The 18,819-nt window shown below is 67.9% G+C and carries 17 protein-coding genes; 7 read left to right on the top strand and 10 right to left on the bottom strand.

The window, feature by feature from the left end:
* Positions 1–16 precede the first annotated feature (16 nt).
* Positions 17–1,696 (bottom strand): isovaleryl-CoA dehydrogenase, encoded by a 1,680-nt coding sequence (locus WS68_RS20305; RefSeq protein ID WP_059572444.1) that lies wholly within the window; start codon positions 1,694–1,696, stop codon positions 17–19.
* Between the two features lie 226 nt (positions 1,697–1,922).
* Between WS68_RS20305 and WS68_RS20300 the strand changes: the two genes are divergently transcribed.
* Complete coding sequence (locus WS68_RS20300; RefSeq protein ID WP_059572443.1) at positions 1,923–3,563, top strand: GMC family oxidoreductase; 1,641 nt, start codon at positions 1,923–1,925, stop codon at positions 3,561–3,563.
* A 65-nt stretch (positions 3,564–3,628) separates the two neighbouring features.
* Here WS68_RS20300 and WS68_RS20295 read toward each other — a convergent pair whose 3' ends face one another.
* The 6 genes from WS68_RS20295 to fliF all read right to left on the bottom strand — a co-directional run bounded on the left by WS68_RS20295 (position 3,629) and on the right by fliF (position 10,738).
* Positions 3,629–5,074, bottom strand: a complete 1,446-nt coding sequence (locus WS68_RS20295; RefSeq protein WP_059572442.1) for a flagellar hook-length control protein FliK — start codon at positions 5,072–5,074, stop codon at positions 3,629–3,631.
* 35 nt (positions 5,075–5,109) lie between these two features.
* On the bottom strand, positions 5,110–5,562 hold the full coding sequence (gene fliJ, locus WS68_RS20290) for a flagellar export protein FliJ (RefSeq protein ID WP_059572441.1): 453 nt from the start codon (positions 5,560–5,562) through the stop codon (positions 5,110–5,112).
* A 237-nt stretch (positions 5,563–5,799) separates the two neighbouring features.
* A complete protein-coding gene (gene fliI / locus WS68_RS20280) occupies positions 5,800–7,299 on the bottom strand; it encodes a flagellar protein export ATPase FliI (protein WP_082710176.1) in 1,500 nt (499 codons plus the stop codon).
* Complete coding sequence (fliH, locus tag WS68_RS20275) at positions 7,293–7,976, bottom strand: flagellar assembly protein FliH (protein WP_059572438.1); 684 nt, start codon at positions 7,974–7,976, stop codon at positions 7,293–7,295. The genes fliI and fliH overlap by 7 nt, the downstream gene beginning before the upstream one ends.
* Positions 7,969–8,964 carry a flagellar motor switch protein FliG gene (gene fliG / locus WS68_RS20270; RefSeq protein ID WP_059572437.1) on the bottom strand — a complete coding sequence of 332 codons (996 nt, stop codon included), beginning with the start codon at positions 8,962–8,964 and terminating at the stop codon, positions 7,969–7,971. Before fliG ends, fliH begins: the two co-directional genes overlap by 8 nt.
* Positions 8,954–10,738 carry a flagellar basal-body MS-ring/collar protein FliF gene (gene fliF, locus WS68_RS20265; protein WP_059572436.1) on the bottom strand — a complete coding sequence of 595 codons (1,785 nt, stop codon included), beginning with the start codon at positions 10,736–10,738 and terminating at the stop codon, positions 8,954–8,956. The genes fliG and fliF overlap by 11 nt, the downstream gene beginning before the upstream one ends.
* Positions 10,739–11,002: 264 nt before the next feature.
* Here fliF and fliE point away from each other — a divergent pair, with 264 nt between their 5' ends.
* From fliE to WS68_RS20230, 6 genes are all read left to right on the top strand, one after another.
* A complete protein-coding gene (gene fliE / locus WS68_RS20260; protein WP_059517307.1) occupies positions 11,003–11,335 on the top strand; it encodes a flagellar hook-basal body complex protein FliE in 333 nt (110 codons plus the stop codon).
* Positions 11,336–11,521: 186 nt separating this feature from the next.
* The gene (gene fliS, locus WS68_RS20255) at positions 11,522–11,956 is read left to right on the top strand and encodes a flagellar export chaperone FliS (RefSeq protein WP_059572435.1); all 435 of its coding nucleotides are present in this window, start codon (positions 11,522–11,524) and stop codon (positions 11,954–11,956) included.
* Positions 11,953–12,279, top strand: a complete 327-nt coding sequence (locus WS68_RS20250) for a flagellar protein FliT (RefSeq protein WP_059572434.1) — start codon at positions 11,953–11,955, stop codon at positions 12,277–12,279. The genes fliS and WS68_RS20250 overlap by 4 nt, the downstream gene beginning before the upstream one ends.
* Before the next feature lie 436 nt (positions 12,280–12,715).
* Positions 12,716–14,293: a flagellar hook-length control protein FliK gene (gene fliK, locus WS68_RS20240; RefSeq protein ID WP_059572432.1), complete on the top strand. Its 1,578-nt coding sequence runs from the start codon at positions 12,716–12,718 to the stop codon at positions 14,291–14,293.
* Positions 14,290–14,625: an EscU/YscU/HrcU family type III secretion system export apparatus switch protein gene (locus WS68_RS20235; protein ID WP_059572431.1), complete on the top strand. Its 336-nt coding sequence runs from the start codon at positions 14,290–14,292 to the stop codon at positions 14,623–14,625. Before fliK ends, WS68_RS20235 begins: the two co-directional genes overlap by 4 nt.
* Positions 14,626–14,852: 227 nt before the next feature.
* On the top strand, positions 14,853–15,572 hold the full coding sequence (locus tag WS68_RS20230; RefSeq protein WP_059572430.1) for a PepSY-associated TM helix domain-containing protein: 720 nt from the start codon (positions 14,853–14,855) through the stop codon (positions 15,570–15,572).
* A gap of 58 nt (positions 15,573–15,630) precedes the next feature.
* Here the strand turns inward: WS68_RS20230 and WS68_RS20225 are convergent, their stop codons facing one another.
* From WS68_RS20225 to WS68_RS20215, 3 genes are read right to left on the bottom strand one after another with little or no spacing between them, the layout of a single operon-like run.
* Complete coding sequence (locus WS68_RS20225; RefSeq protein WP_059572429.1) at positions 15,631–16,482, bottom strand: carbohydrate ABC transporter permease; 852 nt, start codon at positions 16,480–16,482, stop codon at positions 15,631–15,633.
* A 9-nt stretch (positions 16,483–16,491) separates the two neighbouring features.
* Positions 16,492–17,475 (bottom strand): carbohydrate ABC transporter permease, encoded by a 984-nt coding sequence (locus tag WS68_RS20220; protein ID WP_442857178.1) that lies wholly within the window; start codon positions 17,473–17,475, stop codon positions 16,492–16,494.
* Between the two features lie 52 nt (positions 17,476–17,527).
* Positions 17,528–18,787: an ABC transporter substrate-binding protein gene (locus WS68_RS20215; RefSeq protein ID WP_059572428.1), complete on the bottom strand. Its 1,260-nt coding sequence runs from the start codon at positions 18,785–18,787 to the stop codon at positions 17,528–17,530.
* Positions 18,788–18,819: the final 32 nt, after the last annotated feature.

Here is an 18,819-nt window from a genome sequence, read left to right as displayed (position 1 = left end):
CTCCTGTTCGATACGGTCATGCCGGAAATGCTCGATCGACGAGCGCGGCGTGGTCGAAGGTGGCCGGCAGCGTACCGTAGGCGCGTCCGGTTTCGGTGCTGGCGCCGCCGATGCGTGTGGCGATGAACGCGTCGGCGACGGCGGATGGAGCGTCGCGCAACAGCAGCGTGGCCTGCGCGATGACGGCGATGCGTTGTGCGATGCGGCGCGCGCATGCCTCGCGCGGCTCGGATTCGAGTGCAAGCAGGCGGGCGAGTTCCACAAGCGCGGCGGCAAGCGGCGCACTCGCCGCCGCGGCGTCCCGCCACTCGGCGAACAGCGCGGCGGCGGCGTCGGGTTCGCGCTCGATCGCGCGCAGCACGTCGAGACACATCACGTTACCCGAGCCTTCCCAGATCGAATTGACGGGCGCTTCCCGATAAAAGCGCGCCATCGGCCCGGTCTCGACATAGCCGTTGCCGCCCCAGACTTCCATCGCCTCGCCGGTGAACTCGACCGCGCGCTTGCAGACCCAGAATTTCGCGGCCGGCGTGACGATGCGGCGCCAGCCGCGCGCCGCGGGCGAGCGTGCCGCGGCGTCTTCCTCGAATGCGTATGCGAGCCGCATGAACAACGCGCTGGCGGCTTCCGATTCGAGTGCCAGATCGGCTAGCACGTTGCGCATCAGCGGCTGTTGCGCGAGCCGTCGGCCGAACGCCGAGCGGTGCCGCGCATGATGGATCGCTTGCACGAGTGCGGCGCGCATCAGCGCTGCGCTGCCGATCACGCAATCGAGCCGCGTGTAGTTCGCCATCTCGATGATCGTCGGCACGCCGCGCCCTTCGTCGCCGATCATCACGCCGTATGCGTTCAGGAATTCGACTTCGCTGCTTGCGTTCGACCGGTTGCCGAGCTTGTCCTTCAAACGCTGCACGTGCACCGCGTTCTTGCTGCCGTCGGGCACGAAGCGCGGCACGTAGAAGCACGAAATACCCGCATGATCAGCCGTGCGCGCGAGCACGAGATGCGCATCGCATTGCGGTGCGGAAAAAAACCATTTGTGCCCGACGAGGCGATACGCTTCGCCTCGCCCGCCGGCGCCGAGCGCATACGCGCGCGTTTCGTTGCTGCGCACATCCGAGCCGCCCTGTTTTTCGGTCATGCCCATGCCGACCATCATCGAGCGCTTTTGTGGCAGCGGCGCGTCGCGCGGATCGTGTTCGCGCGCATAGAGCCGCTCGCGCAGCGACGCGAACAGCGCAGGCTCGCGTTGCAGCACGGGAATGCTCGCGAAAGTCATCGTGATCGGGCATAGCGAGCCGGATTCGAGTTGCGCATGCAGAAAATAGCTCGCGCAACGCGCGGCCATCGCGCCTGGTTGCGGATCGGAGAACGGCAGCGCCTGCAAACCGTCGCTGCGTAACAACAGTAGCAATTGGTGCCAGCTCGGATGAAACTCGAGTGCGTCGATACGCTCGCCGCGCGGGCTGTGCGTCGACAGCTCCGGCGCATGGCGGTTCGCGAGATCGGCGAGCGCGAGCGCATCGGGTGTCGTGAGCGCGGCGCCGGTATGCGAAAGCGCCGTTCGATACCAGCCTGCTTCGTATTGCTGGAGAGCGCGAACGAGCGCAATGTCGGTTTCAAACGCGTTGTAATCGTGCAGCGGCGGCGCCTGGTTCGTCACTTGGTGAGTCGCCGTCAGAAGGTATTCTTGCATGCCCTGTCTCCCATTTCGCGTGGTCCGGCTTCTGTCGAGCGTAATCCGACGCGCGAGGCGAATCTGGACATCTTAAATTTAGTTGACGATGGCGTTTAGAGTAATCGCTCTTGAATCGACGCATCGGAATTCGATTTGCGTTCCTAAAATGATGCGCAAATATCATAAGCGTGTTGCTGCATCGGGGCGAAAACTCGGCCGATGGTGAGCGCAAGGGAGACGGAGAATGCAGTATGACTACATAATTGTTGGCGGGGGTTCCGGTGGGGCGAGCTTGGCGGGGCGTCTGGCCGATGCGTGCCCGGATGCGACGATCGCGCTGATTGAGGCCGGCGGCCACACGGAGCGCAATCCGCTCGTCAACATTCCCGTCGGGATCGCCGCGCTCGTTCCCTTCAAGCTAGGCACGAATTACGGCTACGAGACGGTTCCGCAGCCCGGGCTCGGCGGTCGGCGCGGCTATCAGCCGCGTGGCCGCGGCATGGGCGGCTCGAGCGCGATCAACGCGATGGTTTATACGCGCGGTCATCCGCTCGATTACGACGAATGGGCGCAACTCGGCTGCACCGGCTGGGGCTGGCGCGACGTGCTGCCGTATTTCCGGCGCGCGGAAGGCAATCAGCGCGGCGCGAACGAGTGGCACGGCGCGCTCGGGCCGTTGACGGTGTCGGATCTGCGCTTTCGTAATCCGTTCTCCGAACGATTCATCGCGGCCGCGCACGAGGCAGGTTATCCGCTCAACGACGATTTCAACGGCGCTGACCAGGAAGGCGTGGGTTACTTCCAGGTCACGCATCGCGACGGCGCGCGTTGCAGCGTCGCGCGCGCTTACGTGTACGGCCGCATTCGGCCGAACCTGCATGTGATTGTCGACGCGATGGCGCTGCGCGTCGTGTTCGACGGCAAGCGTGCAACGGGCGTCGAGGTGGCGCGCGGCGGGCGTGTCGAGACGCTCGGCGCGCGTGCGGAAGTGATCCTGTCCGCGGGCGCGTTCAATACGCCGCAGCTTTTGATGTGCTCGGGCGTGGGCTCCGCAACGCAATTGCGCCGGCACGGCATCGCGCTCGTGCACGATGCGCCGGAGGTCGGCGAGAACCTGATCGATCACATCGATTTCATCATCAACAAGCGCGTGAACTCGTCGGATCTAGTCGGCATCTGCGTGCGCGGCTTCGCGAAGATGGGCATGCAGCTGTTCCGCTATCTGGCTAAACACGACGGGATGTTGTCGAGCAACGTTGCCGAAGCGGGCGGTTTTATCAAGAGCGAGCCGGGCCTCGATCGGCCCGATCTGCAACTGCATTTCACGACGGCGCTCGTTGACGATCACAACCGCCGCATGCACTGGGGTTTCGGTTATTCGCTGCACGTGTGCGTGCTGCGGCCGAAGAGTCGCGGCAACGTGACGCTCGCGAGCCGCGATGCGCGTGTCGCGCCGCTCATTGACCCGCGTTTCTTCAGCGACGAGCGCGATCTCGAAGCGCTGATTCGCGGCGCGAAGGCGGCGCGCAAGATCCTGGACGCCGCGCCGCTTGCGTCGCAGGGCGGGCGCGAGCTTTATACGAGCCCCAACGATACCGACGCGCAGTTGCGCGCGGCGATCATCGCGCACGCGGACACGATCTATCACCCGGTCGGCACCTGCCGGATGGGCAGCGATGCGCGCTCGGTCGTCGATACCGAGCTGCGCGTGCGTGGCGTCGAGGGGTTGCGGGTGGTCGATGCGTCGGTGATGCCGACGCTCATCGGCGGCAACACGAATGCGCCTACCGTGATGATCGGCGAGCGCGCGGCGGATTTCATCGTGGCCGCGCGCAAGGGGCGTGCCGTGCCCGCCGTCGAGGATTTGGCCGCCGTGGGGCGCTGACCGGCACGCGGGCGCCGCGTCTGCGATGCGGCGGCGGCGGGCATGCCGCGCGGCGATTCTGGGTATCAGGCGAACGTATCGATCATTCCGGCGCTGCGCCGGAGCACGCCACTCGACGCGGACGCAGCTTCTTCCACGACGTCTTCACCGGCCAACGCGCCGAATTCGCGGTGCAGCGCGCGGCCGCCTTCCGCCGATTGCCGTTGCGGCGTGTGCTGCTGAGCGAACGCGAAGCCGCCGTCGCCGACACTCGCGCTGCCGAGGCCGAGCCCGTTCGCCTCCATCGCTTCGCGCAGCTTCGGCAGCGCGGCTTCGAGCGCATCGCGCACCTGGGCGTGCTGCGATACGAAAAGCGCGTGCGCGTGATTGTCCGCCACGCGCAGCACGACTTGAAGCGGCCCGAGATCGGGCGGATTCAGCGTGAGTTCCGCGCTTTGCTGATGCGCGTTCGACAGGAAGACGACCTTTTGACTCAAAGCTTCGGTCCAATCTGGCGAGCCGACGACGGGCGTGAGCGACGGCGTGGCCGACGCGGCCGCATGCGTGCTTGCGGCGCTGGCCGGTGCGGCGGATTGCACGGCGGCCGGCGCGGCTGACGCCGCGAGCGTTGCCTGTGCGGCATCCGATGTGTCCTGTTGCACGATCGGCGATGCGCCAGGTTCTTGCGGCGCGACCAGCGCGGCTGGCGCGCTTGCGCCGGCCGCGCTGGTCGCGCCGGCCGGGTTCGCTGCATCGCCAAGCGCCGCGGCATGCGAAGCGGGCTGCTTGGCACTGGCGAGCAGCGTGCCGAATGTCCCGCTATCGGCCGCAACGGGCATGCCGGTTTCCGCGCGCGGCGGCGCGGTGTTGGTGATGCTGGAGATGCCCACGGCATTGGCGTTCGCCGGAGCGTTCGAGGCGGCACTCAGCGGCGGTTGAGCGCCGGCGCGGCGGGCCAAGCTCTGCTGAGCCGATGCATCGGCCGTGCCGGCCTGCGCGTATGCGGCCAACGCGCCGTGGCCGTCGGTTTCAGCGGGGTTCGTGGCGCTCGTCTGCGAGCCGGGTGCGCTGGACGGCGGCGGCGTTTGCGGCAAGGCGGCCGTTGCGAGCGATGCCGCATCGGCGAAAGCGCCTTGCGCGGCAGGGGAAGCGTCGTCCTGATCGGGGCCGCTGGAGGTGCCGGTTCCTTTGGCGCGCGGCGCGCCGCCCGCCGCTTGCGTGCTTGCGCCGCCGGTCGAATCAAGCGCGTTCGGCGCAGCGGCGGCGTTGGCCGCATGGTCGGCGCCCGGCCCATTCGATCTGTTCGGCCCGTTCATCGCCGCGCCCGTCAACGCATTGCGCGCGCCCGCTTTCGTATTGGCCGTTGCGTTCGTGGCGGAATTCGCTTGTTGCTGCGACTGCACGCTTTGCTTGAGCGTCTGCGCGAATGTTGCGGCGCCGGCCGTATCGCCCGGCACCGTGCCCGGGCCGGACGATTTGGCCGCGGCGCCTGCCGCGCGGGACAGCGCGCCGATCAAAGGAAGTGAAGGCATGGGAGATCTCGCATTCGAATGGATAGGCGCGGCGCTTATTTCACCGTGTCCGCGCGCATGCGCAGCACCTTGGCGGCGTGTTCGTCGGCATCGCGCTGCTCGCGCTTCGCGGCGCGGGCCGCTTGCTGCCGCGCGCCGCGCGCTTGCAGGATTTCATACGAGCCGAGCGTGCGTTTCTTCAACTGCCAATCCGGGCGCGCCATATCGATGCGCGCCTGCGCGGCGGCAAGCACGCGCCGCTGCTGATCGATCGCCGCATCGAGCGTATCGAGAAACGCCTGGAAGTTGCGCCATTTGCCGGCGGACATGCCGGATTGCGCCGATTCGGCGAAGCGCTCGCGATACTCGTCGCGATAGCGCAGCAGCGCGTCGAGTTGCGCTTGCGCGTCGGCGCCTTCGCGTTGCGCGTGGCCGAGCTGCTTCGTTGCGGCGTCGAGTTCGTGTTGCGCGCGATCGAGCAGGATTTGCAGCGGAAAGTGTTGGGCCATGTCAGTCAGCGCCGCACGAAACGGCATGCGCCGGTGCGCTGCCGCGTGACAGACGAAGAAGCGGGCGCGGCACGTATTTCCGGCGTGCGCGGGCCGATGCGCATCGTGCCGACGGCGCATCGCCTTGCGGTGAACGATGCGAATGCGGCGGGTGTTTGCCGCACGCGCTGTGCCACCACGGGCAACGCGCGGAGGTTGCGCCGGGCTTTGGCCAGCCGCGCAGGCGTGCAAGCAGTGTCATTGCGGTAAGCCTCCTTCGGTGTCGAATAGCGCGGCGAGCGCCGCGACGCTCGGCTCGTAGGGCGCGCATTCGCGAAAGCCCTGCTGCAGGAACGCCTCGATCTGCGGGTACAGCGCGATCGCGCGGTCGAGCTGCACGTCGCGGCCCGCTGCGTAGGCGCCGACCGCGATCAGATCGCGGTTGCGCTGATAGCGCGACAGCATTTGCTTGAACTCGCGCACGCGATCGAGATGCGCATCGTCGATCAGCGCGGTCATCGCGCGGCTGATCGACGCCTCGATGTCGATCGCCGGATAATGGCCCGCCTCGGCAAGCGAGCGCGACAGCACGATATGGCCATCGAGAATCGCGCGCGCCGAATCGGCGATGGGGTCTTGCTGGTCGTCGCCTTCGGTGAGCACCGTGTAGAACGCGGTGATCGAGCCGCCGCCCTCGCGGCCGTTGCCGGTGCGCTCGACCAGGGCGGGCAGCTTCGCGAATACGGACGGCGGATAGCCCTTGGTCGCGGGCGGCTCGCCGATCGCAAGCGCGATCTCGCGCTGCGCCATCGCGTAGCGGGTCAGCGAATCCATCAGCAGCAGCACGTGCTTGCCCTGGTCGCGGAAATATTCGGCGAGCGTCGTCGCATACGCGGCGCCCTGCATGCGCATCAGCGGCGATACGTCGGCGGGCGCCGCGACGACGACCGAGCGGGCGAGCCCGTCGTCGCCGAGAATCTGCTCGATGAATTCCTTCACTTCCCGGCCGCGTTCGCCGATCAGGCCGATCACGATCACCTCCGCGCTCGTATAGCGCGCCATCGTGCCGAGCAGCACGGATTTGCCGACGCCGGAGCCCGCGAAAAGGCCCATTCGCTGCCCGCGGCCGACGGTCAAGAGCGCGTTGATCGCGCGCACGCCGACGTCGAGCACCCGGTGGATCGGCTCGCGCTCGAGCGGGTTGATCGACGGTGCGCTGAGCGGCGCATCGAGATCCGATGCGAGCGGGCCGAGATTGTCGAGCGGCTGGCCTGACGCATCGACGACGCGCCCGAGCATCGGCCAGCCGACGGGCAGGCGTTTCGCGCCCGCGAGCGGATCGGCGACGGGCGTGCGTTCGAGGGGCCACACGCGCGCGCCGGGCAGCACGCCCGCGACCGCCGTGGTCGGCATCAGGAACAGGCGTTCGCCGGCGAAGCCGACGACTTCCGCTTGCGCATACGGCAACGGGCTGCCGGCGGGCAACTCGATCATGCATTCGGCGCCGACCGCGACGCGCAGCCCGATCGCTTCGAGCACGAGGCCGGCCGCGCGCGTCAGGCGCCCGCACGCGCGCAACGGCAGCGCGCGCGCGTTGAGGCTGCGCAGTGTGTCGAGATGGGCGCGCCAGCGCGTGACGAACGGGTTGGCGAGCGCCGCGCGCGGCGCGAGATGATCGGCCGTGTCTGCATGCAGGCGCGTGTGCGGATCAGCGTGCCCGCGCGCATCGCCCAAGCCGGCCGCCGCCGTACTCACCATGGCCCCGCCTTGCCGAGCGCGGTCGCGACGCGTTCCCAGCGGGTCGGCAGCGTCGCATCGATTTCGCCCGTCGATGCATGCGCGCGGCAGCCGCCACGCGCGATCGCCGGATCGGTGCGGACCTGGTAGCCGAGCGCGTCCAGTTCGTCGCGCAAGTAAGCGTCCACGACCGGTAGATCGGCCGGATTGACGATGAGGTGCGGCGCGCCGGCGAGCGCGGGTTCGGCCGCGAGCACTTCGCGCGTGGCCGCGATCAAGGCGGCGGGGTCGTGCTGCACGTGCTGGCGCACCACTTGCTGGGCGATTTCGAGCGCGAGCGTGGCGATATCGTCGGCCAGATCGCGCTCGATGCTGTCGAGCGCCTCGCGAAACGAAGCGGCGAGCGCGGCGAGCTGCACGCCTTGCTCGCGCGCGTGGGCTTGACCTTCTTCGAAACCCTTCGCATGCCCCTGCTCATAGCCGGCGCGATAGCCGAGCGCCTGCCCCTCGACATGGCCGGCCGCGAGCCCCTCGTCGCGCGCGGCGTCGCGCACGCGCTGCAACTCGGCGGCGAGCGCGGCGGCGGCCGCTGCGCCGCCATCGCTGTCGGGCTCGGGCGGCGGCGGATCGAACGACGCCATCTCCCACCGCTGATATGCGGTGACGGGCTGCGCCGGCGCGCGCGCGGGATTAGACATAGGCGTCTTCCGCCTTGCCGCCGATCACGATCTGACCGCTCTCGGCGAGATTGCGCACGATTTGCAGAATCTTGCGCTGCTGCGTCTCGACCTCGGACACGCGCACCGGGCCGCGCGCGTCCAGATCCTCGGCGAGCAGCTCGGCCGCGCGCTGCGACATGTTCGACAGAAACTTCTGCCGCAGCGCGGGCGGCGCGCCCTTGAGCGCAACGATCAGTGCCTCCGATTCCACTTCCTTCAGCAAAAGCTGGATCGCGCGATCCTCGAGGTCGAGCAGGTTTTCGAACACAAACATCTGGTCGATGATCTTCTGCGCGAGATCGGGATCGTATTGCTTGACGTTTTCGAGCACCGCTTCTTCGTGCGTGCTCGTCATGAAGTTCAGAATTTCGGCCGCCGTGCGGATGCCGCCCATCGGCGAGCGCTTCAGGTTGTCGCTGCCGGACAGCAGGCCCGTGAGCACGTCGTCCAGCTCGCGCAGCGCGGCGGGCTGAATGCCGTCGAGCGTCGCGATGCGCAGCAGCACGTCGTTGCGCAGCCGCTCGGCGAAGCACGACGCGATCTCGGAGGCCTGGTCGCGGTCCAGATGCACGAGGATCGTCGCGATGATCTGCGGATGCTCGTTCTTGATCAGCTCGGCGACGGCCGCCGAATCCATCCACTTGAGCCCTTCGATGCCGCTCGTGTCGCTGCCTTGAAGAATCCGGTCGATCAGCACGCCGGCCTTGTCCTCGCCGAGCGCCTTCGTGAGCACCGAGCGGATGTACTCGCTCGAATCGAGCGACAGCGCGGTGTGCTTCTCCGCCTCCTGCACGAAATCGGCGAGCACGTCCTCGACCTGCTCGCGCGTGACGTTCTTCAGCGCGGCCATCGCCGCGCCGATCTTCTGCACTTCGCGCGGCGCGAGAAACCGGAAAACCTGCGCGGCTTCCTCCTCGCCGATCGACATCAGCAGCAGCGCGCTCTTGTTCAAGCCATCAGCGTTCATCGGACACCCAATTCTTGACGACGGTGGCGACGATCTTCGGGTCCTGCCGCGCGATCGTGCGCGCATAGTCGAGATTGCGTTCGTGGCGGTTCTTCTCGCTTTCGAACGCGAGCAGCGCGGCGTGCTCGTCGTCGGCGGCGAGTTGCGGCGCATCGGGCGCGGGCAGCCCGTCCAGCACGACGGCGTCGCCCGGGCCATCGAGAGCGGGCACGGCCGCGACGTTGGGCGGCGGCGACGCGCGGCGCAGCGCCGGGCGCACGAACATGAAATACAGCGCAGCGGCGGCCGCCGCGATGCCGAGCCATTTCGCGATTTCCTTGCCCAGCTCGATCATGTCCGGCTGACGCCACCACGGCAGGCCGGCGAACGGATCGGCGGCCGCCGAGAATGCGCTGTTGACGACGTTGACCGAATCGCCGCGCTTCGCGTCGTAGCCCATCGCGTCCTTCACGAGCTGCTCGATCTGCGCGAGCTTGTCGGCTGCGAGCGGCTGCATCGTCACATGGCCTTTCGCGTCGGCCTTCGGCTGATAGTTGACGACCACCGCGACCGACAGACGCTTGATCTTGCCGAGCGACTCCTCGACGTGACGCACGGTCTTGTCCAGCTCGTAGTTCGTCGTCGCGTCCTTGCGGTCGCTGACGGGCGTGACTGCCGGGGCGGCGTTCTGGCCGCCGGCGGCGACGATCGGCGCGGAGGCTGGCTGCGGCGGCGTGTTCGACAGCGCGCCCGGCACGTCCGACGCGCCGCCTTGCGCAAGCTCGGTCGAGGTGCTGGTCTGCTGGCTGCGGATCGCGGCCTGCTGCGGCGAGCCGTTCGGGCCGTAGCTCTCCGAGGTCTGCTCGATCCGCGAGAAATCGACGTCGGCGCTTACCTGCGAGCGTGCGTTGCCGGCGCCGAACAGAGGCGTGAGGATCGCGTCGATCCGCTTCTGCGTGTTGCGCTCGATTTGCTGCACGTATTTGAGCTGGCTCGCGTCGAGGCCGGACGCCGGCGCGGCTTGCGTGAGCAGGTTGCCGTCCTGATCGACGATCGTTACATTGTGCGCGGGCATATCAGGCACGCTCGACGACACCATTCGCGTGATCGCGAGCACTTGGCCTTCATCGAGCACGCGGCCCGGATACAGATCGACGAGCACCGATGCCGACGGCGCCTCGCGCTCGCGCACGAATACCGACGGTTTCGGAATCGCGAGATGCACGCGCGCGGCGCGCACGGCGTTGACCGCTTCGATCGTGCGCTGCAATTCGCCTTCGAGCGCGCGCTGGTAGTTCACCTGCTCGGCGAACTGGCTGATTCCGAATTTCTGGTTGTCCATCAGCTCGAAGCCGACCGAGCCGCCTTTGGGCAGCCCGAGCGCGGCGAGCTTCAAGCGCGTTTCATGGACCTGGTTCGCGGGCACGAGGATCGCGCCGCCGGCGTCGGCGAACTTGTACGGTACGTTCGCCTGCTGGAGCGCGGCGATGATCGCGCCGCCGTCGCGGTCGGACAGATTGCTGTATAGCACCCGGTAGTCGGGCGCGCGGCTCCACAGCACGAGCGCGACGATGGCGGCCACAGCCAGCGCCGCGGCAATCAGCAGCGGCACGCGCGGACTCGTCGTGATCCGCGCGAAGCCCGGAATGCGCTCGGCGAAGCCGGCCAAGCCGAAGTCCGCGCCGCCCGCCGCCGCGCCCGGCAGCGCACCCGCGCCGCCCGCCGCTTGCGGCGCCGCGCCGCTCACGCTGGTACGGGCGTCGGGATTGATCAGCGAGTTGGCCTGCGAATCCATGCGTCGGGTATCTCCACAGCGGGCTTGGCGCCCGCTCGGCGGAGCAGGCGGACATTGACACGATCCGATTATCCCGAGCGCGCGCGGATGCGATCGGGCGAATAGAGCCGGGTTTTCCCCGCACTTTCGCGGCTTTGCCGATGCACCCGCTGCTATGCTCGTCGACATCCGGATCGTGCCTGCGCTCCACGCGTCGTTCGCGCGCACGGGCCGGACTTCCCCTGATGCCGGGCCTGCATGGCCCGGCCTTTTCGCGGAGATTCCATGGTTGCCCCCGTCAACGGTATCGCTTCGGCGCTGCAGCAGATGCAGGCGATGGCCACGCAGGCGGCGAGCCCGGCGGCGGCGCTCGCGGGCGCCGGCGCGGCCGGCGCCGGCTCGTTCGCGAGCGCGATGAAGGCGTCGCTCGACAAGATCAGCGGCGATCAAACGCGCGCGCTCGGCGAGGCGCAGGCGTTCGAGCTTGGCGCACGCAACGTGTCGCTCAACGACGTGATGGTCGATATGCAAAAGGCCAATATCGGCTTCCAATTCGGCCTGCAGGTGCGCAACAAACTGGTGAGCGCTTACAACGAAGTCATGCAGATGTCGGTGTGAGCGAAGCGCGCCCGCGCTGTTCGACCCTTCCTGCCGCCGGCGGCGCGCGTTCGCCGGCCCGCGATCAGCATGAACAAGCGTTAGGCCGGTTAGCTAAAGCTTGCGCGCCTTTGCGCCGATAACTCGGGAACAGAGCCGCGCGCGGCGCGGCGGTATTGGATCGAACGCACCAAATAGGAGAGCGCCATGTTGACCCCAGGCCACGCTGGAGCCAGTGCCTATGCGCGCGTCGGCGTCGAGACGGGGGTGATGGGCGCGTCCCCTCACCGGCTCGTCGCGATGTTGTATCAGGGCGCGCGCCAGGCGATCGCGCACGCGCGCATGCACGTGCAGCAGCATAACGTCGCCGCGCGCGGCGAGGCGATAGGCAAGGCCATCCGTATCGTCGAGAGCGGGCTGCAGCAGTCGCTGAATCTCGAAGCCGGCGGCGAGATCGCCGCGCGCCTCGATGCGCTCTATGCGTACATCTGCCGGCGTTTGCTGCAGGCGAACATCGACGCGAGCGAGGCGATGCTCATCGAGGCCGACGGCCTGCTCGCGACGCTCGAGCAAGCATGGACGGGGATCGGCCCCGAAGTCGCGAGGATGGCCGAGCAGGCGAGAACGGAACAGCCCAGATGAACCGGAAGGACGAGTATTTTGCCCGCTATGAGGCGATTGTCGACGTGTCCGGGCGGATGCTCGTCGCGGCACGCGACGCGGCGTGGCATTCGCTGTCCGGATTGCAGGCGGAGTATCTGCGGCTTGTCGACGGGCTTCGGCAGGCGGAGGAGGGCGTGCTGCTCGACGACGCGGAACGCCGCCGCAAGTTCGAGCTGATCCGCCGCATCCTCGCCGACGATGCGGCGATTCGCGATCTCGCGGCGCCCGAAGTCGCGCGGCTCGCGGTGCTGATTCATGCGGGCCGTTCGACGTTGAACGATTTGTATCGGGCGCGGGGCTGACGGGCGAGGCGAGCGGTGCGCGCCGCGTTGCCCGGCCGCCCGGTTGCGTGGCCCGCGGTGCCAGTTCACGCAAAGCGCTCGTTTCCAAGCGGTTTGTATTAGGCGGCATGGAGCCTGGCCGGCAGCGGTTGCCACGTCGCCGTTCGTTGTATTGCGCGCCGCTCGGTGATGCGATTTGCGATGCGGGCTGGCGCGGGGGCTCGATGCCGAATGTTTTTGTATCGAGCGTTGGGCCGACGGCACGCGTATCGCGTGCCGGTATCCAATGCGCTTTGCCGTGCCGCTGGCTGACGGTCGCGGCCGTTTCGAGCCACGGCCGGCGCGAAGCGTCGGCCGCAGGCGTCCTTTCGTTCGATGTATTCGACGCGTTCGACCGGGTCGCGCGGAGCGCAGCGATTGCTCCGATCGCGGCTCGGTGCGCCATCCAGGATTCACGATGACCGGTATCGATACCGTTGCCGCCGCCATACTGGCGAGCCGCGTCGACAGTCTTTTCGACGCCGTCCAGCCTTCGTCGGGCAGCGCGGTCGCGCCGCAGGCCGGTGCGTCCGGTGCGGCGGCGGCAGCCGCATGGCCGGGCGGCGCAACGGGCGGCGGTCCGCCCGCCGCGTCCGCGCAGGCCGTGCTATCCGAGCTTGGGCTCGTGCTCGACGCGATTTCCCGCCTGGGCGGCGATGCGACACCGGCCGTCATCGGCGCTGCGCCGTTGTTGAGCGCCGCGCAGTTGGCCGGGCTTGCCGTGCCGGGGCGTGCCGTGCCGAACGCCGGGGCCGGCACGGCAACGGGACTGGCCGGCGCGGGTGTGCCGCAACCCCCGCAAACCCCGCAAGCCGCGCCGGCGGCGCAGACGTCCCAAGCGGCGCAGGCGGTATTCCCAGTGGCGGCGCTGAGCGTCGCGCTTGTACGGGCGGTCGACGAAAGCGGCCTTTTTTACGAATCTCATCTCGTGCAGTGGCTGGCTGGCCAGCGCACGGCGGCCGAGTTGGCGCGCGAGCCGCAGGCCCGGCTGGTGAGCGGCTGGCGCCGGGCAGCCGAACTCAATCCGGCGGCCGATGCGCTCGCCGATTGGTTTGCCGCGCGAATGCCGTTGCCTTCCGGCGCGCGCAGTGGCAACGCACCGCCGGCGGCGGGCGAACCGTGGCGGGCGGCGGGCGATACTGCCGGCCGCGCCGTCGCGCCGGGGCGTGACGCGCCGAACTTGGCGCCGTCGCCGCGCGCCGTCGACGCTTATGCAACGCTTGTCGGTGCGAACGCGTCACTCGCGCCGCAATCCGCGCCGGCAACCGGCGCGCGGTTCGCACCGGCATCGCCGCTTGCAGTGCCGTTCGCGTCGCCGCCGGGCGATGCCGATGCGCAGGCGACGGTTGCCGCAGCGTTGAATCCGGCGACGTTGCCGCTCGTGCGCCAGCAACTCGATCTGCTCGCGACCGGCCAATTCCGTTGGATCGGTGATGCGTGGCCCGGTGCGCGGCTCGACTGGACCATCGAGCCCGACGCCGAGCAGCGCGGCCGCGATCGCGCCGCGCTTGGCATCGAGGCGGCGGATGCGGGCGGGTGGCGCACACGGTTGACGCTTGCGTTGCCGTCGCTCGGCACGGTTGCCGCGGAACTGGTGCTCAGCGGCGAGTGCCTCGCCGCGCGGTTGAGCGCGAGCGGCGCGAGCGCTGTGCGGCTCGCATCGCAGGGCGATGCGTTGCGCGCGCGCCTGGAGGCGCTTGGCTTGCGGGTGAGCGACATGTCGATTCGCGCCACCGACGGCCCGCACGCGGGTCACGACGCAACGGCGGCGCGAGCGACGGCGTCGGCGTATGCCGCGGCGGCCGATGACGCAAGCCGCAACGACGGGGCCAGCCTGCCGGCGAGCCGCGTTGAGCAACCGGCCGCCGATCCGCTTGCGCCGCGCCTGCCGTGCGCAATGGTTGGGTCGATTGCAACGGCTGCAACGGTTGGATCGTCCGCACCGCCCACCCCGCTTTTGCCGGACATTACCAACGGCCGGGAGTCGTTGCGATGAGCGGCCTGTTCTCCAAGCGCGCCGCGGTGCTCGCCTATGACGCGAAGGGCGGCGATGCCGCGCCGCGCGTCGTGGCGAAGGGTTACGGGCTTGTTGCCGAGCGCATCATCGAACGTGCGCGAGATGCCGGGCTTTATGTGCACACTGCGCCGGAGATGGTGTCGCTGCTGATGCAGGTGGATCTCGACGCACGCATTCCGCCGCCGCTTTATCGGGCGGTCGCCGAGTTGCTCGCGTGGCTGTACGCGCTGGACAGGGGCAGCAGCGCCGGCGATGCGCAAGGAGCCGACGATACCGCGCCTGCGCCTTTCCCCAGGCTGCCGAAGCGTTGAGCGAATTGCCGCGCGGCCTGCTCAGGCGGCGCGCCGCGCCAGCCGCACCAGTAAATTTGCCTTGCGCCGATACGCGCCAGCCGCCGCGCGTAACCAGCGCATCCGCGCTTTACGGATTGAACCTCGCGTCATTTTATGTAATGATATCCATTCTCATTTAATTCAAACGGGCGGCACGCGATTCGATTGCGCGCCGCCCGCTGTTTTGTGCGAATGGAATCCGAAGCGTGAACGCGCCTGACTCGATCGAAAAAAACGCCCGCGTCGTCGTGCCGTATCCGGGGGCGGCGCGCCGTCTGGACGCCGATGCGTTGGCCGAGCGCCGGCGCCGTTCGCGTCGCGCGACGTTCATCAAATGGCTGCGCAAGGTACACGGCTGGATCGGCCTATGGGGCGCGGCGCTGGGCCTGCTGTTCGGCATAACGGGCGTGCTGCTCAATCACCGCGCGCCGCCGATGAAAATTCCGACCGGCGAGCCGCAGGTCACGCAATTGCAGCTCGCGCTGCCGTCACCCGCGCCCGCGACGCCTGCCGCGCTGGCCGATTGGGTGCGGCGCGAACTCAAGGCCGACGGCCGGCTCGGCCGGGTCCGCAAGGAGCCGGCGCAGCCCGTTGCATGGGGCGAGCGGCGCATCAAGCAGCCCGAGCGCTGGCAGTTCGGCTTTTTCGGCCCAAGCGGCAACGTGCAAGCCGAATATTGGGTGGGCAACGGCTACGTGTCGGTGAAGCGCACCGAGAACGGCTTGCTCGCGACGATGAACAACCTGCATCGCGGCACCGGAATGAATCTGTTCTGGATTCTGCTGACGGACACGATCGCCGGATCGATCATGCTGCTGTCGTTGACGGGCGTGCTGCTGTGGACCGAACTCAATAAGCGCCGCACGATCGGTGTCGTGCTGGTAGCGGGCTCGATCGCGGCGGCGTTGGCGGCGGGGTTCGCGTAAGCGCCGCCGGTTGGGCGGGCGCGATGCGCATCGCCCGATGCGGGCGCACCCAATCCGCTCACCCCTTCGTCGCGCCGAACGTGATGCCCGCGACGAAATTCTTCTGCATCGCAAAGAACATCGCCACCGACGGCAGCGCGGCGAGAATCGAACCCGCCGACACCAGGTTCCACGATGTCGTCCATTGCCCCTTGAGCGCCGCGACGCCCGCCGTGATAGGCGCCGCGTCGTCACCCTGCGTCAAGCACAGCGCCCAGAAATAGTCGTTCCAGACGAACGTGAACACCAGGATGGCGAGCGCCGCGAGCGCGGGCCGGATCAGCGGCAGCACGATCCGGTGAAACACGGTCCATTCGCCCGCGCCTTCGACGCGCGCCGCCTCGATCAGCTCGAACGGCAGTTGCTTGATGAAGTTGCGCAGGAACAGCGTGCAAAAGCCGGTCTGGAACGCGACGTGAAATAGAATCAGCGCTTCCACGGTGTTGAAGAGCCCGAGCCTGAGCGACAGATCGCGCACCGGAATCATCAGCACCTGCACCGGCACGAAATTGCCCGCGACGAACGTGCCGAACAGCGCCGTGTTGCCGCGAAAACGGTAGGTCGCGAGCGCGTAGCCGGCCATGGCCGCGAGCGCGATCGAGCCGAGCACCGACGGCACGGTGATTTGCACGCTGTTCCAGAAGTAATGCAGCATCGGCGAACTCGTCAGCGCGTCGCGATAGTTGTCGATCATCGAAAAATGTTGCGGCCAGCCCCAGTAATGGCCTTGCGCGAGTTCCTCGGTCGAGCGTACCGACGTGATGAACACCGCGAGCATCGGCAGCAGCCACAAGACGAGCGCCACGGGCAGCGACAGCTTGTACAGGCCGCGCGACACGGGCTTCCATTGTTGAACCGGCATCGGAAACATCGCGGCACCTCACTGTTCGTTGCGCAGCATGCGGCGCAGTTGGAAGACGATATAGACCAGCATGATCGCGAACAGCACGACGGCGATCGATGCGGAATAGCCGACGCGGTAGTACTTGATCGCCTGGTCGTACATGTAATACGCGAGCACGGTCGAACTTTCGAACGGCCCGCCGCCCGTCATCACCGAGATCAGATCGAAGCTGCGCAGCGCGCCGATCACGGTGACCACGATCGCCATGAAGGTGGTCGGCCGCAGTTGCGGAAGCACGACGTGCCAAAACAGCGTGAAACCGCGCGCGCCCTCCATCCGCGCGGCCTCGATCTGCTCGGCGTTGAGCGTGGTGAGGCCCGTCAGGTAGAGGATCATGCAATACGCCGTTTGCGGCCACAGCGCGGCGAGCACGATGCCGAGCGTCGCGTAGCGCGCATCGCCTAGCACGGGCACACCGTGCCCGACGAGCAGCGCGAGCAGGCCGAAGGTTGGATCGTAGAACCACGAGAAGATCAGCCCGACGACCACGCCCGACAGCACGAACGGCGCGAAGCACAGCGATTTCACGAGCCGGATGCCGCCGACCGATTGGTTCAGATACAGCGCGAACGCGAGGCCCGCCGCCGGCGCGAGCATGAAAAGCGCGAGCCAGATCAGGTTGTTTTTGAGCGCGGTGTAGAACGTCGGCGCGTGCAGCAGCTCGACATAGTTCGCGATGCCGACGAACGTGCGCTCGGTCATGCCATCCCAGTTGTAAAGGCTCAGCCATGTCGTCGACAGGATCGGCCAGATCACATAGACAGCCACCATCGCGCAAGCGGGCGCGAGAAAGAAGCAGGCCGCGCGCCGCTGCGCGCGCGCGGCGCGCGAGGGCCGCCGCCGTGCGGGCGCACCGGCGGCGCCGAAAGCGGCGGGGCGCGCCTCGGTTGCGGCGGCGTCCCGGCTCGGTGAGGCGGCTGAATGAGCGTCGGTTTTCGGGGAGGCGATCGATCGGGTCACGGCGGGCTCCTGAACCGGGGCGCGACGGCGCGTGGCCGCCGCATCGTCACTGTCACTTGTTGTAGATCCGCTTGCGCACCTGCTCGAGCTGCGCGAGCACGGTATCGAGCTGCGCCGGATCGGCGACGAACCGTTGCATCGCCTTCATCCCTTCGTCGGCCATTTCCTTCGTCATGTCGCGATCGTAGAACTGGGCGACGCCGCCCTGGGTGTTCGCGAGGATTCGGAAGCCGATGCGCGAGATCGGGTCCTCGGGCTCCGGCGACTTGCTGTTCGCCGACAGCGAGCCGAGCCCCTGCGCAAGCTTCGCGCCGATCTCCGGCGTTTCGGCGAACGCGAGAAACGTGCGCGCGTCGGCCTTGTTCCTGGCCTTGGCCGGAATGTGCAGCGATTCGACGGGGCCGTCCTCGGCGCCCGGCACCTTCGGATCGATGGTCGGGAACTGGAAATAGCCGATTTGCTGTTTCATGCCGGACGGAAAGCCCGCCGCGATGAACGTGCCCATCAGCATCATCGCCGCCTTGCCTTGAAACAGGAATGGCTGCGCGCCGTCGAGATCGTAGGACAGCGCGTTGTCGATGAAATAGCCGGCGTCGATCAGCGATTTCCATGTCGTATAGACCTTTTTCACGCGCGCATCAGTGTAAGACACGTCGCCTGCCATCAGCCGCTGATGGAATGCGTTGCCGTTGATGCGCAGGTCCAGATAGTCGAACCAGCCGGCGAGTGTCCACGCGTCGCGCCCGCCGACGGCGATCGGCGCGATGCCGGCCGCCTTCAGCTTCTTGCACGCGTCGATAAACGCGTCCCACGTCTTCGGCTCGTCGGCGACGCCGACTTTGTGCAGCAGATCCTTGCGGTAGAACACGCCCCACGAGTAGTAGACGGTGGGCGCCGCGTATTGCTTGCCCCGATACGACGACGCATCGCGCGTGGACGCGTACATCGTGTTCCAGCCGTGGCTTGCCCAATCGGCGCTGAGATCCTCGAACAGGCCGCGCCGCGCGTAATAGGCCATCCGCTCGCCCGCGTGCCAGTTGACGACGTCCGGCGCGACAGTCGTGAGCCACGCCGGCAGTTGGACCTTGTATGCCTCTTCATCGACGAACGTCGCTTTCACGTCGATATCGGGGTGCGCGCGGTGGAACGCGTCGAACGTCGCCTGCCATACCGCGCGCTGGCTCGCCCCCTTGAACGCGACGTTGATTGCGAGCGTGCCCGCGTGCGCGGGCGGCGCCGCGCCGGGCGCGGTCATCGCGACGGCGGCCGCGGCGGCGAGCCCGGCGGCGAAACGGATGGGGCGATGGGGCATGGATTGTCTCCGATGTCGTTGGTGTGAATGAG

The sequence above is a fragment of the Burkholderia sp. TSV86 genome (assembly GCF_001522865.1).
Classification (GTDB): Bacteria; Pseudomonadota; Gammaproteobacteria; order Burkholderiales; family Burkholderiaceae; genus Burkholderia.
The sequence above is the reverse complement of the archived record's forward strand: the minus strand, read 5'-3'. Positions and strand labels throughout refer to the sequence as shown.

Excerpts from the sequence above, each read along its gene's own strand:
- WS68_RS20305 (WP_059572444.1), bottom strand. The coding sequence starts at position 1,696 with ATGCAAGAATACCTTCTGACGGCGACTCACCAAGTGACGAACCAGGCG.
- WS68_RS20300 (WP_059572443.1), top strand. The coding sequence starts at position 1,923 with ATGCAGTATGACTACATAATTGTTGGCGGGGGTTCCGGTGGGGCGAGC.
- WS68_RS20295 (WP_059572442.1), bottom strand. The coding sequence starts at position 5,074 with ATGCCTTCACTTCCTTTGATCGGCGCGCTGTCCCGCGCGGCAGGCGCC.
- fliJ (WP_059572441.1), bottom strand. The coding sequence starts at position 5,562 with ATGGCCCAACACTTTCCGCTGCAAATCCTGCTCGATCGCGCGCAACAC.
- fliI (WP_082710176.1), bottom strand. The coding sequence starts at position 7,299 with ATGGTGAGTACGGCGGCGGCCGGCTTGGGCGATGCGCGCGGGCACGCT.
- fliH (WP_059572438.1), bottom strand. The coding sequence starts at position 7,976 with ATGTCTAATCCCGCGCGCGCGCCGGCGCAGCCCGTCACCGCATATCAG.
- fliG (WP_059572437.1), bottom strand. The coding sequence starts at position 8,964 with ATGAACGCTGATGGCTTGAACAAGAGCGCGCTGCTGCTGATGTCGATC.
- fliF (WP_059572436.1), bottom strand. The coding sequence starts at position 10,738 with ATGGATTCGCAGGCCAACTCGCTGATCAATCCCGACGCCCGTACCAGC.
- fliE (WP_059517307.1), top strand. The coding sequence starts at position 11,003 with ATGGTTGCCCCCGTCAACGGTATCGCTTCGGCGCTGCAGCAGATGCAG.
- fliS (WP_059572435.1), top strand. The coding sequence starts at position 11,522 with ATGTTGACCCCAGGCCACGCTGGAGCCAGTGCCTATGCGCGCGTCGGC.
- WS68_RS20250 (WP_059572434.1), top strand. The coding sequence starts at position 11,953 with ATGAACCGGAAGGACGAGTATTTTGCCCGCTATGAGGCGATTGTCGAC.
- fliK (WP_059572432.1), top strand. The coding sequence starts at position 12,716 with ATGACCGGTATCGATACCGTTGCCGCCGCCATACTGGCGAGCCGCGTC.
- WS68_RS20235 (WP_059572431.1), top strand. The coding sequence starts at position 14,290 with ATGAGCGGCCTGTTCTCCAAGCGCGCCGCGGTGCTCGCCTATGACGCG.
- WS68_RS20225 (WP_059572429.1), bottom strand. The coding sequence starts at position 16,482 with ATGTTTCCGATGCCGGTTCAACAATGGAAGCCCGTGTCGCGCGGCCTG.
- WS68_RS20215 (WP_059572428.1), bottom strand. The coding sequence starts at position 18,787 with ATGCCCCATCGCCCCATCCGTTTCGCCGCCGGGCTCGCCGCCGCGGCC.